The sequence below is a fragment of the Streptomyces sp. M92 genome (genome assembly GCF_028473745.1).
Classification (GTDB): Bacteria; Actinomycetota; Actinomycetes; order Streptomycetales; family Streptomycetaceae; genus Streptomyces.
In genome coordinates this window covers 4,455,030-4,469,707 of the sequence record NZ_CP101137.1, presented here as the reverse complement: position 1 = coordinate 4,469,707, position 14,678 = coordinate 4,455,030, and the positions used below count along the sequence as shown (strand labels likewise).

Sequence of the window (14,678 nt, the reverse complement as noted above, 5' to 3'; positions counted from 1 at the left end):
CACCGAAACTTACTCAAACGTCAGGAACGTGTCCGACCCTTCCCCATGTGAGCGCATTTCCTCCCGCTGACCAGCGCGGACCTGAGCACCGCTCGCGTTCGGCGCCCCTGCCGCCGCCGTTCCGCGTGGGGTAGCTTTCACCGCGCTGTGCGGGGCGTCACCCGGAACCAGGGAGCCAGGAGCGGGGAGCGGGGTTTGCGCGAGTTCACCAGTCCTCCGTCGACGTCGGCGCCACCGGTGGGCGGTCTGGCCGACGTCGTCTTCCGGCATGCCCAGGAGGACCCGGGACACATCGCGCTCGGCCGCAAGGACGACGCCGGGCAGTGGCGGGACGTGACCGCGGGCGCGTTCCGCGACGAGGTGCTGGCCCTCGCCAAGGGGCTGCTCGCCCAGGGCGTCCGCTTCGGTGACCGGGTCGCCATCATGTCCCGTACCCGCTACGAGTGGACGCTCTTCGACTTCGCCCTGTGGACGATCGGCGCCCAGGTGGTACCCGTCTACCCGACCTCCTCGGCCGAGCAGTGCCTGTGGATGCTCCACGACGCCGAGGTGACGGCCGCGGTCGTCGAGCACGAGGACCACGCGATGACCATCGCCATCGTCATCGACCGGCTGCCGCGCCTGCGCGGCCTGTGGCAGCTCGACTCCGGCGCCGTCCAGGAGCTGTACGACGCGGGCGCCCACCTCGACGACGAGGTGGTGCACCGGCACCGCAAGGCGGTCACACCGGACACGGTCGCCACCGTCATCTACACCTCGGGCACCACGGGCCGCCCCAAGGGCTGCGTGCTGACGCACGGCAACTTCATGTACGAGGCGGACACCGTCATAGAGCGCTGGGAGCCGGTCTTCCACTCCAAGAAGGGCGACGAGGCGGCGACGCTGCTGTTCCTGCCGCTCGCCCACGTCTTCGGGCGGATGGTGGAGGTCGCGGCGATCCGCGGCGGGGTCCGCTTCGGCCACCAGCCGCAGCTCAACGCCGCCGCGCTGCTGCCCGACCTGGCCGCGTTCCGGCCGACGTTCATCCTGGCCGTGCCGTACATCTTCGAGAAGGTGTTCCACGCGGCCCGGCGCAAGGCCGAGAAGGAGGGGAAGGGCGGCCCCTTCGAGAAGGCCGTGGACGTGGCCGTGAAGTACGCGGAGGCGGTGGAGGCGAGGGCCTGGGGCATCGGGCCGGGACCGTCGGCGGCCCTGCGCGTGCAGCACCAGTTCTTCGACAAGGTCGTCTACGCCAAGGTGCGGGCCGCGATGGGCGGCCGCATCCGCAACGCCATGTCGGGCGGCTCGGCGATGGACCGGCGGCTCGGACTGTTCTTCGCGGGCGCGGGCGTGCAGATCTACGAAGGCTACGGCTTGACCGAGTCCACCGCGGCGGCGACCGCCAACCCGCCCGAGCACACCCGCTACGGCACCGTCGGCCGGCCGATCCCCGGCGTCACCGTGCACATCGCGGACGACGGCGAGATCTGGCTGAACGGCGACAACGTCTTCCAGGGCTACCTCAACAACCCCAAGGCCACCGACGAGACCCTGCACGAGGGCTGGCTGGCCACCGGTGACCTGGGCGCGCTGGACGAGGACGGCTACCTCACCATCACCGGCCGCAAGAAGGAGATCCTGGTGACCTCCGGCGGCAAGAGCGTGTCCCCCGGGCTGCTGGAGGAGCGCGTCCGGGACCATCCGCTGGTCAACCAGTGCATCGTCGTCGGCAACGACCGCCCCTACGTGGCCGCCCTCATCACGCTGGACAACGAGGCGGTCGACCACTGGCTGGCGATGCGCAACAAACCCCGGATGCCCCCGGCCGAGCTGGTGCACGACGCCGACCTGGAGACGGAGGTGCGGCGCGCGGTCGTCGCCGCCAACACGCTGGTGTCGCAGGCCGAGTCGATCCGCACCTTCCGCATACTGGCCCAGCCGTTCACCGAGGAGCACGGGCTGCTCACCCCGTCGCTCAAGCTCAAGCGCAAGGCCATCGAGAACGCCTACGGCGCCGAGGTCGAGGCGCTTTACGAAGCGTGAGTTCACCGGTCAGGAATGCGTCACGGCCCGTGATCGTTGACGATGGGAGTACCACCTGACCACAACCGAAGGATCAAGAGCTCGTGAGCAGCAAGGTCCCCCCGATCATCCTGAACAACGGCGTCGAGATGCCCCAGCTGGGCTTCGGCGTCTGGCAGGTGCCGGACGACGAGGCCCAGGCGGCCGTCGCCCAGGCGCTGGAGGCCGGGTACCGCAGCATCGACACAGCGGCGATCTACGGCAACGAGGAGGGCACCGGCCAGGCGATCGCCGCCTCCGGCGTCCCCCGCGAGGATCTGTTCGTCACCACCAAGCTCTGGAACAGCGACCAGGGGTACGACTCCACCCTCCGCGCCTTCGACACGTCGCTGGCGAAGCTGGGCCTGGAGTACGTGGACCTGTACCTGATCCACTGGCCGATGCCGGCCAAGGAGCGCTACGTCGACACGTACAAGGCGTTCGAGAAGCTGCACGCCGACGGCCGCATCCGGGCCATCGGCGTCTCCAACTTCCTGCCGGAGCACTTGGAGCGGCTGATCGGCGAGACGTCGGTCGTCCCCGCCGTCAACCAGATCGAGCTGCACCCGCACCTCCAGCAGCACGCCGCCCGCGAGTACCACGCGGAGCAGGGCATCGCCACCGAGGCGTGGTCCCCGCTCGGCTCCGGCAAGGGCATCCTGGAGATCCCCGCGATCGTGGCGATCGCCCAGAAGCACGGCCGCAGCCCGGCCCAGGTGGTGCTGCGCTGGCACCTCCAGGTCGGCAACGTGGTGATCCCGAAGTCCGTGACGCCGTCGCGGATCAAGGAGAACATCGACGTGTTCGGCTTCAGCCTCGACACCGAGGACCTCGCGGCGATCAGCGCGCTGAACGAGGACCGGCGCACGGGCCCGGACCCGGCGGAGTTCAACGGGGAGTGAGGCGACGCCCGCGGGTGAGGGGTCCGGTCGTCGCGCCGGGCCCCTCACGTGTGTGCGGGCGGTGCGGTCAGGCGGGCCGCACCGCCGTGTAGACCGTGTGCGCCACCAGCACGAACACGTCCTGCCGCCGGTACGCGCTCGCCTCGTCGGCGGGGTCGAGCAGTCGGTCGAGGGTCTCCCGGTCGCCGGCGTCGAGGCCGTCGCCGAGGCGGTCGCGCAGTCGGGACAGGGACGTGGTGACGTAGGCGCGGGCCTCGTCCGACAGCGGCGCCGGCAGGTCCAGCAGGAAGCTGCGGGTGCCGGTGTGCTCGAGGCCCGCGGCGGTCAGCATCGCCGGCCAGTCCTCGGTCTCGGGCACGGAGCCGGGCGTGTCCGCGCGCATCTGCGCGAAGGCGTCCTCCTCCACGGCGTGCATCCTGGCCTGCAGCCCCGGGCGCCCGATCCCGATGTCGCGGGGCAGGAACCGGGCGGGCAGCCCGCCCTCCAGGACGGCCAGGGTGCCGCCCGGTGCGAGGTGCCCGGCGAGTGCGGCCACGGCCGCTCGCTGGTCGCCGAGGTGGTGCAGGCTCTGGCTCGCCCACATCAGGTCGGCCGGGTAGTCCAGCTCGCCCAGCACCCCGGGCAGCTCTCCGGCGAGGGTGCCGAAGCGGTCGGCGGCACCGAGGCGGGCGGCGCGGTCGCGGGCCCGCTCCAGCAGGGGCTCGGCGCCGTCGACGGCGAGGACGCGGGCGCCGGGGAAGGTGTCGGCGAACAGGCAGGAGACAACGCCGGGTCCGCTGCCGACGTCGACGACCAGGCCGGGGTCGGTCACCTCGCGTGCCAGCCAGGCCATGGCCTGCCGGTACAGCGGCGTGTACAGCTCCGCCTGGGCCTCCAGCAGCGGGGCCATCTCGGCCCAGTCCATGTCGGTGTGGTCGTGGTCGTGGCCGTGTCCGTGGCCGTGTCCGTGCCCGGTGTCGTGCCGGTGGGTGTCGTGGTGGTCGTGCGCCATGGTGATCAGCCTCCCGTTCGCGGTGCCGTCAGGGTGCGACGACGCACCGCGCGGAGGCAAATGAAGTTGCCGCGATCGCAAAAAGTACCGTCGGGGCCCGGCCGGGAGGTCCGGGCCCCGACGGCGTCAGCTACGCCGCGGTCCGCTCAGGACAGGGGCGGGTAGGCGTTCTTCATCAGCTCCTGGAACTGCGCGGAGAACCAGTGGCCGGAGATCGGGGCGTCGGGCAGCGCGCCGGAGGGGCTGTTGCCGTTGCGCGGGTTGCCCTCGTAGGTCGGGTCGCACATGCGGTCGAATCCCTTGCCCTCGTCGTTCGGGATCTCCTCGCTCGCGCCGTCGGACTCACCCGGGGGCTTCATCCACACGTACGCGTCGATCCCGGCGGCGGGGCTGGCCTGCGGACGCTCACCGAGACCGGCTCCAGCCTGGTTGCACCAGTTGCCGGGGTTGATGCGGCGGTCGTAGCGGCCGCCGTCCACGTAGGTGTTCACGTCGGTCATCGCGCCCGGTCCGCTGGGCCGCGCCTCGCCGCCCCAGCCGTTGCGTGAGGTGTCGATCAGCATGCCGAGGTTCTGGTCGAAGCCGATCGAGACCAGCTTGTCGCGCATGGCCTGGGCGTAGGACAGCTCGTCGGTGTACTGGTTCCAGTCGATCCAGTCGGACTGGCGCACGGTGGTTCCGTTGACCGAGTCCGTGATCTTGAAGTTCTCCTCCTTCAGGGCGCTGTAGTTGGCGGTGTTGACGATGAAGCCGTGCACGTCGTCGACGGTCGCGCCCTCGGTGGTGGCGGCGGTCTTGAACATGTCGGCGGAGGGGTCGAAGTTGCTGTCCCAGCCGAGCCAGCCGTGGTGGCCGGCGTCGACGTAGTTGTAGACGTTGCCGACGTCGCCGAGCTTGTTCAGGGCGTAGCCGACGCCCTTCTGGTAGTTGCCGTTGGCCTTCATGATGTCGCAGTTCTCCGTGGCGGTCGGCCGCCCGGAGACGTTGGTGACCAGGTTGGGCAGCGAGTCGATCTCGACCGTGGTGACGATCCTCAGGTCCGCGTACTTGGGGTCGGCGAGGATCTCGGCGATCGGGTCGATGTACTCGGTCTTGTACCGGCCGATCTCGTCCGGGCCCAGCTCGCCGTTGGAGGCGAGGGCGGCGCAGTCGCGTCCGGGCAGGTTGTAGATGACGAGCTGGACGACGAGTTCCCCGGAGCCCTTCTGTGTCAGCGCCTCGTCGAGGTGGTCGCGCAGTCCCATGCCGCCATTGACGCCCTCGATGGCGGCGGTCCGGTCGAGCCACACACCGGTGGGCTGGTCGGCGATGCGGTCGCCCCCGGGCTCGGCCGCCGCGTTGGCGCTCCACTCGGGGTTCACGTAGACCTTGGCGCCGTCGTAGGGGTTGTCCACCCGCTCGCCCTGCTCCGGCGGATCGGTCGGGTCCGGCGGGTCGGTCGGGTCGGGGTCGGTCGATCCGCCGTCGTCGACGTTGCAGGTCGCGCCGTTGAGGGTGAAGGTGCCGGGGACCGCGTTGCTTCCGCTGTAGGTGCCCTGGAAGCCGAAGCTCGCCGAACCTCCCGTGGAGAGCGTGCCGTTGTAGGCCTCGTTGGTCGCGGTGACGGCGGCGCCGCTCTGGCTGACCTTCGCGTTCCAGCTGTTGGTGACCTGCTGGCTGCCGGTGAACGTCCACCCCAGTGACCAACTGGAGGTCGCGGCGCCGTTGTTGGTGACGGTCACGGCGGCGGTGAAGCCGCTGCCCCAGTCGTTCTGCACCTGGTAGTCGACGGTGCAGGGGACGGCCGCCGCGCCGGCGCCGGCGGACTGCGCGGCGAAGGCCGTGCCGGAGGCCCCGGCGACCAGCGCCAGGGCGGCGAGCATCGCGGTTCTGCTGCGGGTCATGAGTGCGGGTTCCTTCTTTCGTGGGGTGCGCGTGCGTTCGGTCAGGGGTGCGCGTGCTGTTCGGTCCGAGGTGCGCGTGCTGGAAGTCCGGGGCCGCGCGCACCGGCGCGGCCCGCTTCCGGGCGGCACGGGGTGCCGTCGCGGACGGAGGTCAGGAACGGCCCGCGGGCACGGTGGAACCGCCCGGGGGGTGTGCGAGCCGGCACGCCGGCCGATGACGCGTCGGACGGGCCGCGGGCGCGGCTATAAGTCCTGAACGCGGAAGGTGGTGCGGGGGGTGGCGCATGAGCGACTCCTCGCAGTTCTGGCACGCCGTGACGGACGCGTCGACTGATGGAACCGCTCCCACTGGTGCCGACGAAGGTAGCGCCAAGTGACGGTGAAGAACAGAGGAGTTACCGATTTTCTCCCGGCGGCACCTGTCGAATCTTTTCGACTCTTCACACATCTTGACCGCGCTGACCCCCCTCCTCACTATGGGAGCGCTCCCACTGGTTCAAGGCTTGTTGCTCCTCCCCACACTCCCCGAGCCGCAAGGAGGAACCAGCACCATGCACCCCGCACCCAGACGCAGACGCCGCACCGCGCGGCGGCTGTGGACGGCCGCCCTGGCCGCCCTCGCGTTACCCCTCACCATGCTGGGCACCGGTTCGACTCCCGCCCAGGCGGCCGCACTCCAGTGCAGCGTGGACTACCGGACCAACGACTGGGGCTCCGGCTTCACCGCCGAGCTGACGCTCACCAACCGCGGCGCCGAAGCCATCGACGGCTGGACGCTGACGTACGACTACGCGGGCGACCAGAAGCTGACCAACGGCTGGAACGGCACCTGGAGCCAGTCCGGGAGGACCGTCACCGTCAAGAACGCCGCGTACAACGCCCGTGTCGCGGCCGGCGCCGCCGTCACCACCGGCGGGCAGTTCACCTACAGCGGCACCAACACCGCGCCGACGAGCTTCGCCGTCAACGGCACCACCTGCGCCGGGGCCCACCAGCCCCCGATCACGGTGCTGACCAGCCCGGAGCCGGGTTCGGTCTACTCGCAGGGCGAGGCCGTCCCGCTGGCCGCCACCGCGGCGGCCGCCGACGACGCCACCATCAGCAAGGTGGAGTTCTACGACGACACCACCCTGCTGGGCACCGACACCAGCGCGCCCTACACGCACTCGGCCTCTGGTTTGACCGTGGGCAGTCATTCGCTGGTGGCGAAGGCGTACGACAGCATGGGCGCCTCCGCCGCCTCGGTGCCGGTCGGCATCACGGTCGCCTCGGGACCGACCGTGGTCGCCACCCCCGCACAACTGGGCGTTCAGCAGGGCGAGTCCGGCACGTACGAGGTCAAGCTGTCGAAGGAGCCGGCCGCCGACGTGACGGTGACGACGGCCCGCGCGAGCGGCAACACGGGCCTGTCCGTCTCCGCCGGGGCGAGCCTCACCTTCACCCCGGGGAACTGGGACACCGCCCAGGAGGTGACCATCGCGGCCGACGCCTCGGGCACCGGCTCGGCGGTCTTCGAGTCGACGGCCCCCGGCCACGGCAAGGCCGCGGTCACCGTGACCCAGCTGGGCGCCCAGAAGGACTACGACGCCCGCTTCCTGGAGCTGTACGGGAAGATCACCGACCCGGCGAACGGCTACTTCTCCCCCGAGGGCATCCCGTACCACTCGGTCGAGACGCTGATCGTGGAGGCGCCGGACCACGGGCACGAGACCACGTCCGAGGCGTACAGCTACCTGCTGTGGCTCCAGGCCATGTACGGCAAGGTCACCGGCGACTGGGACCGGTTCAACAACGCCTGGGAGATCATGGAGACCTACATGATCCCCACCCACGCCGACCAGCCGACCAACTCGTCCTACAACGCGTCCGAGCCGGCGACCTACGCACCCGAGCTGGACACGCCGAGCGAGTACCCGGCGCCACTGGACGGCACGGTGCCGGTCGGCCGGGACCCGATCGCCGCCGAGCTGAAGTCGGCGTACGGCACGGACGACGTCTACGGCATGCACTGGCTCCAGGACGTCGACAACACCTACGGCTACGGCAACTCGCCCGGCAACTGCGAGGCCGGCCCCTCGGACACCGGCCCCTCCTACATCAACACCTTCCAGCGCGGCGCGCAGGAGTCGGTGTGGGAGACGGTGCCGCAGCCGACCTGCGACGCCTTCAAGTACGGCGGCCCCAACGGCTACCTGGACCTGTTCACGGGTGACGCCTCCTACGCGAAGCAGTGGAAGTTCACCAACGCCCCGGACGCCGACGCGCGGGCGGTGCAGGCGGCGTACTGGGCGGACGTCTGGGCCGAGGAGCAGGGCAGGGGCGACGAGATCGCCGGGACCCTCGACAAGGCCGCCAAGATGGGCGACTACCTGCGCTACGCCATGTACGACAAGTACTTCAAGAAGGTCGGGAACTGCGTGGGGCCGTCGAGCTGCCCGGCCGGCACCGGCAAGGACTCCTCGCACTACCTGCTGTCCTGGTACTACGCGTGGGGCGGCGCCGTCGACACCTCGGCGGGCTGGTCCTGGCGCATCGGCTCCAGCCACACCCACGGCGGCTACCAGAACCCGCTGGCGGCGTACGCGCTGAGCACGTACGACGACCTGAAGCCGAAGTCGGCGACGGGTACGGCGGACTGGGCCAAGTCCCTGGACCGGCAGATCGAGTTCTACCGCTGGCTCCAGTCCGACGAGGGCGCCATCGCGGGCGGCGCGACCAACAGCTGGGCGGGCCGGTACGCCACCCCGCCGGCCGGTACGCCGACCTTCTACGGCATGTACTACGACGAGAAGCCGGTGTACCACGACCCGCCGTCCAACCAGTGGTTCGGCTTCCAGGCGTGGTCCATGGAGCGGGTCGCCGAGTACTACCAGCAGAGCGGCGACGCGCGGGCGAAGGAGGTCCTGGACAAGTGGGTCGACTGGGCGCTGTCGGAGACCACGGTCAACCCGGACGGCACCTTCCTGATCCCGGCGACGCTGAAGTGGTCGGGGCAGCCCGACACCTGGAACGCGTCCTCCCCCGGTGACAACGCCGGCCTGCACGTCACCGTCGCCGACTACACCAACGACGTCGGTGTCGCCGCGGCGTACGCCAAGACCCTGACGTACTACGCCGACCGCTCCGGCGACACCGAGGCGGCGGCCACGGCCAAGGCGCTGCTGGACGGCATGTGGGAGAACAACCAGGACGCGCTCGGCATCGCCGTCCCGGAGACCCGCGCCGACTACAACCGCTTCGACGACCCGGTGCACGTGCCGGACGGCTGGACCGGGACCATGCCGAACGGCGACACGATCGACGCGTCGTCGACGTTCTCCTCGATCCGCTCCTTCTACCAGGACGACCCGGCCTGGTCGAAGATCGAGAGCTACCTCGCGGGCGGTGCCGCGCCCACGTTCACGTACCACCGTTTCTGGGCGCAGGCGGACATCGCCCTCGCCATGGGTTCGTACGCGGAGCTGCTCGAATAGTCCCCGCGAAGCGCTCCGCGGGGTGCGGGGCAGCCGTGCGTCGGCACCGCCCCGCGCCCCTTCGGAACGCTTGACGGCTCCGTGTGCGAGGTTCCGCCACCGGACGGCGGGGCCACCTGCCGGGCGGCCCTCGTCCACGCCGAGGGCCGCCCGGCCTCGCATGTGTTCTGTTCCTGACGGAAGGACGGTTCCCCACCGTGCGAAGAACCCGGATCCTCACAGTCCTGCTGGCCTTGGCCGCCGGCCTCCTGACCGGCGGCCCGCCCGCCGCGCTGGCCGCCGGTTCACCGGCGACGGCCGCCGTGGCCGCCGACTCCTACACCTGGAAGAACGCCCGCGTCGACGGGGGCGGCTTCGTCCCCGGCATCGTCTTCAACCGCTCCGAGAAGGACCTGGCCTACGCCCGCACCGACATCGGCGGCGCCTACCGCTGGGAGGAGGCGACGAAGAGCTGGACTCCCCTCCTCGACCACGTCGGCTGGGACGACTGGGGCCACACGGGCGTGGTCAGTGTCGCCTCCGACTCCGTCGACCCCGACCGGGTGTACGCGGCGGTCGGCACGTACACCAACGACTGGGACCCGGGCAACGGCGCGGTGCTGCGCTCCGCCGACCGGGGCGCGACGTGGGAGAAGGCCGACCTGCCGTTCAAGCTGGGCGGCAACATGCCGGGCCGCGGCATGGGCGAGCGCCTGGCCGTCGACCCGCACGACAACGACGTGCTGTACCTGGGCGCGCCCAGCGGCAACGGCCTGTGGCGCTCGACGGACGCGGGTGTCACCTGGTCCGAGGTGACGGCCTTCCCCAACCCCGGGAACTACGTGCAGGACCCCACGGACACGAGCGGCTACGCCTCCGACAACCAGGGCGTCGTCTGGGTCACCTTCGACGAGTCCACGGGTACGGCGGGCACCCCCACGAAGACGGTCTACGTGGGGGTCGCCGACAAGGAGAACGCCGTCTACCGCTCGACCGACGCGGGCGCGAGTTGGGAGCGGGTCGCCGGGCAGCCGACCGGCTACCTCGCCCACAAGGGCGTCCTGGACGCCGAGAACGGCTACCTGTACCTGGCCTACAGCGACACGGGCGGCCCCTACGACGGCGGCAAGGGCCGGCTGTACCGGTACGCGACGGCGACGGGCACCTGGACGGACATCAGCCCGGTCGCCGAGGCCGACACCTACTTCGGCTTCAGCGGACTGACCGTCGACCGGCAGAACCCCGGCACGGTGATGGCGACGGCGTACAGCTCCTGGTGGCCGGACACGCAGATCTACCGCTCCACGGACAGCGGCGCGACGTGGACGCAGGCATGGGAGTACACGTCGTACCCGGCCCGCGAGAACCGCTACACCATGGACGTCTCCTCGTCCCCGTGGCTGACCTGGGGCGCGAATCCGAGCCCGCCCGAGCAGACGCCGAAGCTGGGCTGGATGACGGAGACGCTGGAGATCGACCCGTTCGACTCGGACCGGATGATGTACGGGACCGGGGCGACCGTCTACGGCACGGAGAACCTCACGAACTGGGACGACGAGGGCGGCCAGTTCGCCATCGAGCCCATGGTCCGCGGGCTGGAGGAGACGGCGGTGAACGACCTGGCCGCTCCCCCGTCGGGCGCCCCGCTGCTCAGCGCGCTGGGTGACATCGGCGGCTTCCGGCACACGAGCCTGACCGAGGTGCCGTCGATGATGTTCACCTCCCCGAACTTCACCTCCACCACGAGTCTGGACTTCGCGGAGACGAACCCGGACGTCGTCGTGCGGGCCGGGAACCTCGACGCGGGCCCGCACATCGCCTTCTCCACGGACAACGGCGCCAACTGGTTCGGCGGCACCGACCCCGCGGGCGTGAGTGGCGGGGGCACCGTGGCCGCCGGCGCGGACGGCAGCCGCTTCGTGTGGAGCCCGCAGGGCGCCGGAGTGCACCACACGACGGGCTTCGGCACGTCCTGGCAGCCGTCGAGCGGCATCCCGGCCGGCGCGGTCGTCGAGTCCGACCGGGTCGACCCGCACACCTTCTACGGCTTCAAGTCCGGGAAGTTCTACGTCAGCACGGACGGCGGCGCGACCTTCACCGCGTCGGCGGCCACCGGCCTGCCCGCCGGGGACAGCGTCCGCTTCAAGGCGCTGCCCGGCGGGGAGGGTGACGTCTGGCTGGCAGGCGGGGCTGCGGACGGCCCGTACGGGCTGTGGCACTCGACGGACGGCGGCGCGAGCTTCACCAAGCTGCCGAACGTCGACGAGGCCGACACCGTCGGCTTCGGCAAGGCGGCGCCGGGCGCCTCGTACCAGACCCTCTACACCAGCGCCGAGATAGCCGGGGTGCGCGGCATCTTCCGCTCCACCGACCAGGGCGTCACCTGGACCCGCGTCAACGACGACGCCCACCAGTGGGGCTGGACCGGCGCGGCCATCACGGGCGACCCGCGCGTCTACGGGCGGGTGTACGTGGCGACCAACGGGCGCGGGATCGTCTACGGCGACACCGCCGGCACCGACCCCGGCCCCGGGCCGGACCCGGCCGGGAGGTGCTCGGTGGCGTACACGGTCAGCAACCAGTGGGCGGGCGGCTTCCAGGCCGATGTGCGGCTCACCAACACGGGCACTTCCGCCTGGGACGGCTGGTCCCTGCGCTGGTCCTTCCCGGACGGCCAGCGGGTGACCCGGATGTGGAACGCGGAGCACACCGCGTCGGGCGGGTCGGTGACCGCGCGGAACACCGGCTGGAACGGCACGGTGGCCGCCGGAGCGTCGGTGGCCTTCGGCTTCACGGGGGAAGGGTCGGGAGCCGACTCCCTTCCGGCGTCGTTCACCTTGGGGGGTGAGGCCTGCTCCACCGGCTGATCCGGCGCGCCCGCGCTCCGCTCGCCGTCCCGGACGGCCACGCGCGACGGCCCCGGACCGTGTCGGTCCGGGGCCGTCGCCCTGCCGGGCAGGTCAGGCGACGACGTCGATGTACGTCCAGGGCCCGTAGCTGCTGCCCTTGACCGGCACGACGTACAGCCGGACGGACTTGCCCTCGGTGAGGTCGCCGCTCTTCCAGGGGCTGCAGTACCCGGCGGTGTGGCCGCGGGTGTCCACCCTGCGGTCGACGATCCCGTCGAAGTTGTAGTCCAGCGCGGCCTCGATGCCCCAGCCGTCCGACTTGGTGTCGCACGCCCGGATGGCGTCGCCGGGGATCGAGCCGGAGGGGTCCGCGTTGAAGGTGGCACTGCCCGCGCTGTTGGGCGCGTAGATGGTCACGCTGCCCGCCCAGGCCTGTCCCTGCATCCCGACGACGAGGCCGACCGCACAGGCGCCGGTGACGAGTGCGCGGACCGCGGTTCTGCGGCTCTTCATGTTGCGTTCCCCTCCTGCCACGGGCACCGCGCCCCTGGCATGCTCGGGACAATATGCCACACGTGAATCACTTGCGGAAACTCGCTTCCACCTCCCTCACCGCGGTTCACGGTGTGTACACCGTCGGCCTCGGCGCCGTCGCCATCCCCGCGCCGATGAAGAAGCTCGGGTGCGGAGGCTGGTTGTATGCGGTGTTCTGCCACGCCAGGGCCGTGCGGTACTGGGTGTCGTGGAGGAGGGTCGTGATCCTGCGGTCCGTCTCGTGCGGGGTCGAGTAGATGCGCAGGGCGGTGTTGTTGCTCGTGCGCCAGACGACCTCCTCCCGCCAGTCGCCGAGGATGTCGCCGGACAGGACCGGGGTGGCCTTCGTGCCGTTGTTGGAGGCGACCGAGGAGCCGGTGAGCAGGCGGGTGTCGCCGGAGGTGCCGTACTTGTCGACGCGGGTGCCGTCGAGGAGTTCGCGGACGGGGTCGCCGTCCCACCAGGCGAGGAAGTTGGCGCTGGAGGGCTTGCGGCTGTGCACGACCGTGCCCTTCGGGTTGCGGATGCCGCTCTCGGCCGACGACCAGGACTCCGCGCCCGCGCTGCCGGACCAGATGTCGGCCGAGACGCCCCGGCCGTTGTCGCCGCCCGCGCCCGTCGCCCAGATGATCTGGCCGGTGCGGGCGTCGGCCATCCAGGAGGAGGGCTTGGAGCTGTCCTCGTCGACCTTGAACTCCTCCAGGCCGGGGCGGGACGGGTCGAGGTCGCCGACGTGCATGGCGTCGCCGTGGCCGTTGCGCGTGGTCCACAGGGCGTGGCCGTTGTCGTCGACGGCCATCGCGCCGTACACGATCTCGTCCCTGCCGTCGCCGTCGACGTCCGCCACGGACAGCTGGTGGTTGCCCTGGCCGTCGTAGCCCCTGCCGGCGTTGGTGGAGGAGTTGGTGTCGAAGGTCCAGCGGCGGGTGAAGCGGCCGTCCCGCCAGTCCCAGGCGGCGATCACCGAGCGGGTGTAGTAGCCGCGCGCCATGATCAGGGAGGGGCGCGAGCCGTCCAGGTAGGCAGTGCCGGCCAGGAAGCGGTCGACGCGGTTGCCGTAGGAGTCGCCCCAGGAGGAGACGTTGCCCCGGGCGGGGACGTAGTCGACCGTGCCCATGGCCCTGCCGGTCCGCCCGTCGAACATGGTCAGGTACTCGGGACCGGTGAGGATGTAGCCGGACGAGTTGCGGTGGTCGGCCGACGGGTCGCCGATGACCGCGCCCGTGCCGTCCCTCGTGCCGTCGGCGGTCTTCATGGCGACCTCGGCCCTGCCGTCGCCGTCGTAGTCGTACACCTGGAACTGCGTGTAGTGGGCGCCGGAGCGGATGTTGCGGCCCAGGTCGACGCGCCACAGCCGGGTGCCGTCGAGCCGGATGCCGTCGACGATCGTGTTGCCGGTGTGGCCGGACTGGGAGTTGTCCTTGGCGTTGGTGGGCTGCCACTTCAGGACCAGGTCGAGGGCACCGTCGCCGTCGAGGTCGCCGACGGAGGCGTCGTTGGCCTCGTAGGTGTAGGAGACGCCGTCGGGGGTGGTGCCGCCGGCGGGCGGGGAGATCGGCACGTCCTTGTACCCGGCCCGGAACTGGATCGCGTGGACCGAGTCGCCCTGCTCGGTGCCGTTCACGACCGCGCGGACGGTGTAGTCGGCGTGGGCGGGGGCGCCGGAGTGGAAGAAGGTGGTGGAGCCGGTGACGGGGGTGGAGTTGACCTTCGTGCCGGCCCGGTAGACGTTGAAGGAGACGTCGTCCGGGTCGGTGGCCAGCCAGCGCCAGCCGACCAGGTTGCCGGCGCCGGTGTGGACGCTGACCACGCCCCGGTCGAGGGCCTCGGCCTGCCGGGCGGTCGCCGCTTCGGCGGTGTCGGCGGTGAGCGCGGTCAGGCCGGTGCCGACGAGTACGGCGGCGGCGAGGGCCGCGCCGAGGACGAGCGGACGGCGTCTGCGGTGCTTGTGGGGGTGGCTCACGGGACGGACCTCCTGGAGGACGGATGGGTTCCGCCTCTTGGTCGCCGCCCGGTGCGGCCGGGTT

8 protein-coding genes are annotated in these 14,678 nt (G+C 71.1%); 4 read left to right on the top strand and 4 right to left on the bottom strand.

Going from position 1 to position 14,678, the window contains the following annotated elements; genetic code table 11:
* Positions 1–195: 195 nt before the first annotated feature.
* Both M6G08_RS20190 and M6G08_RS20185 read left to right on the top strand, forming a co-directional pair.
* Complete coding sequence (locus M6G08_RS20190; RefSeq protein WP_272588559.1) at positions 196–2,022, top strand: AMP-dependent synthetase/ligase; 1,827 nt, start codon at positions 196–198, stop codon at positions 2,020–2,022.
* A gap of 83 nt (positions 2,023–2,105) precedes the next feature.
* Positions 2,106–2,942 (top strand): aldo/keto reductase, encoded by an 837-nt coding sequence (locus tag M6G08_RS20185; RefSeq protein WP_272588558.1) that lies wholly within the window; start codon positions 2,106–2,108, stop codon positions 2,940–2,942.
* Positions 2,943–3,009: 67 nt separating this feature from the next.
* Here the strand turns inward: M6G08_RS20185 and M6G08_RS20180 are convergent, their stop codons facing one another.
* Together M6G08_RS20180 and M6G08_RS20175 are read right to left on the bottom strand one after the other, a co-directional pair.
* Positions 3,010–3,933 carry a class I SAM-dependent methyltransferase gene (locus M6G08_RS20180; protein WP_272588557.1) on the bottom strand — a complete coding sequence of 308 codons (924 nt, stop codon included), beginning with the start codon at positions 3,931–3,933 and terminating at the stop codon, positions 3,010–3,012.
* 146 nt (positions 3,934–4,079) lie between these two features.
* Positions 4,080–5,816 carry a glycoside hydrolase family 6 protein gene (locus M6G08_RS20175; RefSeq protein ID WP_272588556.1) on the bottom strand — a complete coding sequence of 579 codons (1,737 nt, stop codon included), beginning with the start codon at positions 5,814–5,816 and terminating at the stop codon, positions 4,080–4,082.
* A 551-nt stretch (positions 5,817–6,367) separates the two neighbouring features.
* On the opposite strand from M6G08_RS20175, the gene M6G08_RS20170 reads away from it, so the two are divergent.
* Positions 6,368–9,289: a glycoside hydrolase family 48 protein gene (locus M6G08_RS20170; protein WP_272588555.1), complete on the top strand. Its 2,922-nt coding sequence runs from the start codon at positions 6,368–6,370 to the stop codon at positions 9,287–9,289.
* A gap of 197 nt (positions 9,290–9,486) precedes the next feature.
* Complete coding sequence (locus M6G08_RS20165) at positions 9,487–12,135, top strand: cellulose binding domain-containing protein (protein WP_272588554.1); 2,649 nt, start codon at positions 9,487–9,489, stop codon at positions 12,133–12,135.
* A 93-nt stretch (positions 12,136–12,228) separates the two neighbouring features.
* Here the strand turns inward: M6G08_RS20165 and M6G08_RS20160 are convergent, their stop codons facing one another.
* Together M6G08_RS20160 and M6G08_RS20155 are read right to left on the bottom strand one after the other, a co-directional pair.
* The gene (locus M6G08_RS20160) at positions 12,229–12,630 is read right to left on the bottom strand and encodes a hypothetical protein (RefSeq protein ID WP_272588553.1); all 402 of its coding nucleotides are present in this window, start codon (positions 12,628–12,630) and stop codon (positions 12,229–12,231) included.
* Positions 12,631–12,736: 106 nt separating this feature from the next.
* Entirely contained in the window at positions 12,737–14,614 is a 1,878-nt protein-coding gene (locus M6G08_RS20155) for a rhamnogalacturonan lyase (protein WP_272588552.1), read from the bottom strand.
* Positions 14,615–14,678 lie beyond the last annotated feature (64 nt).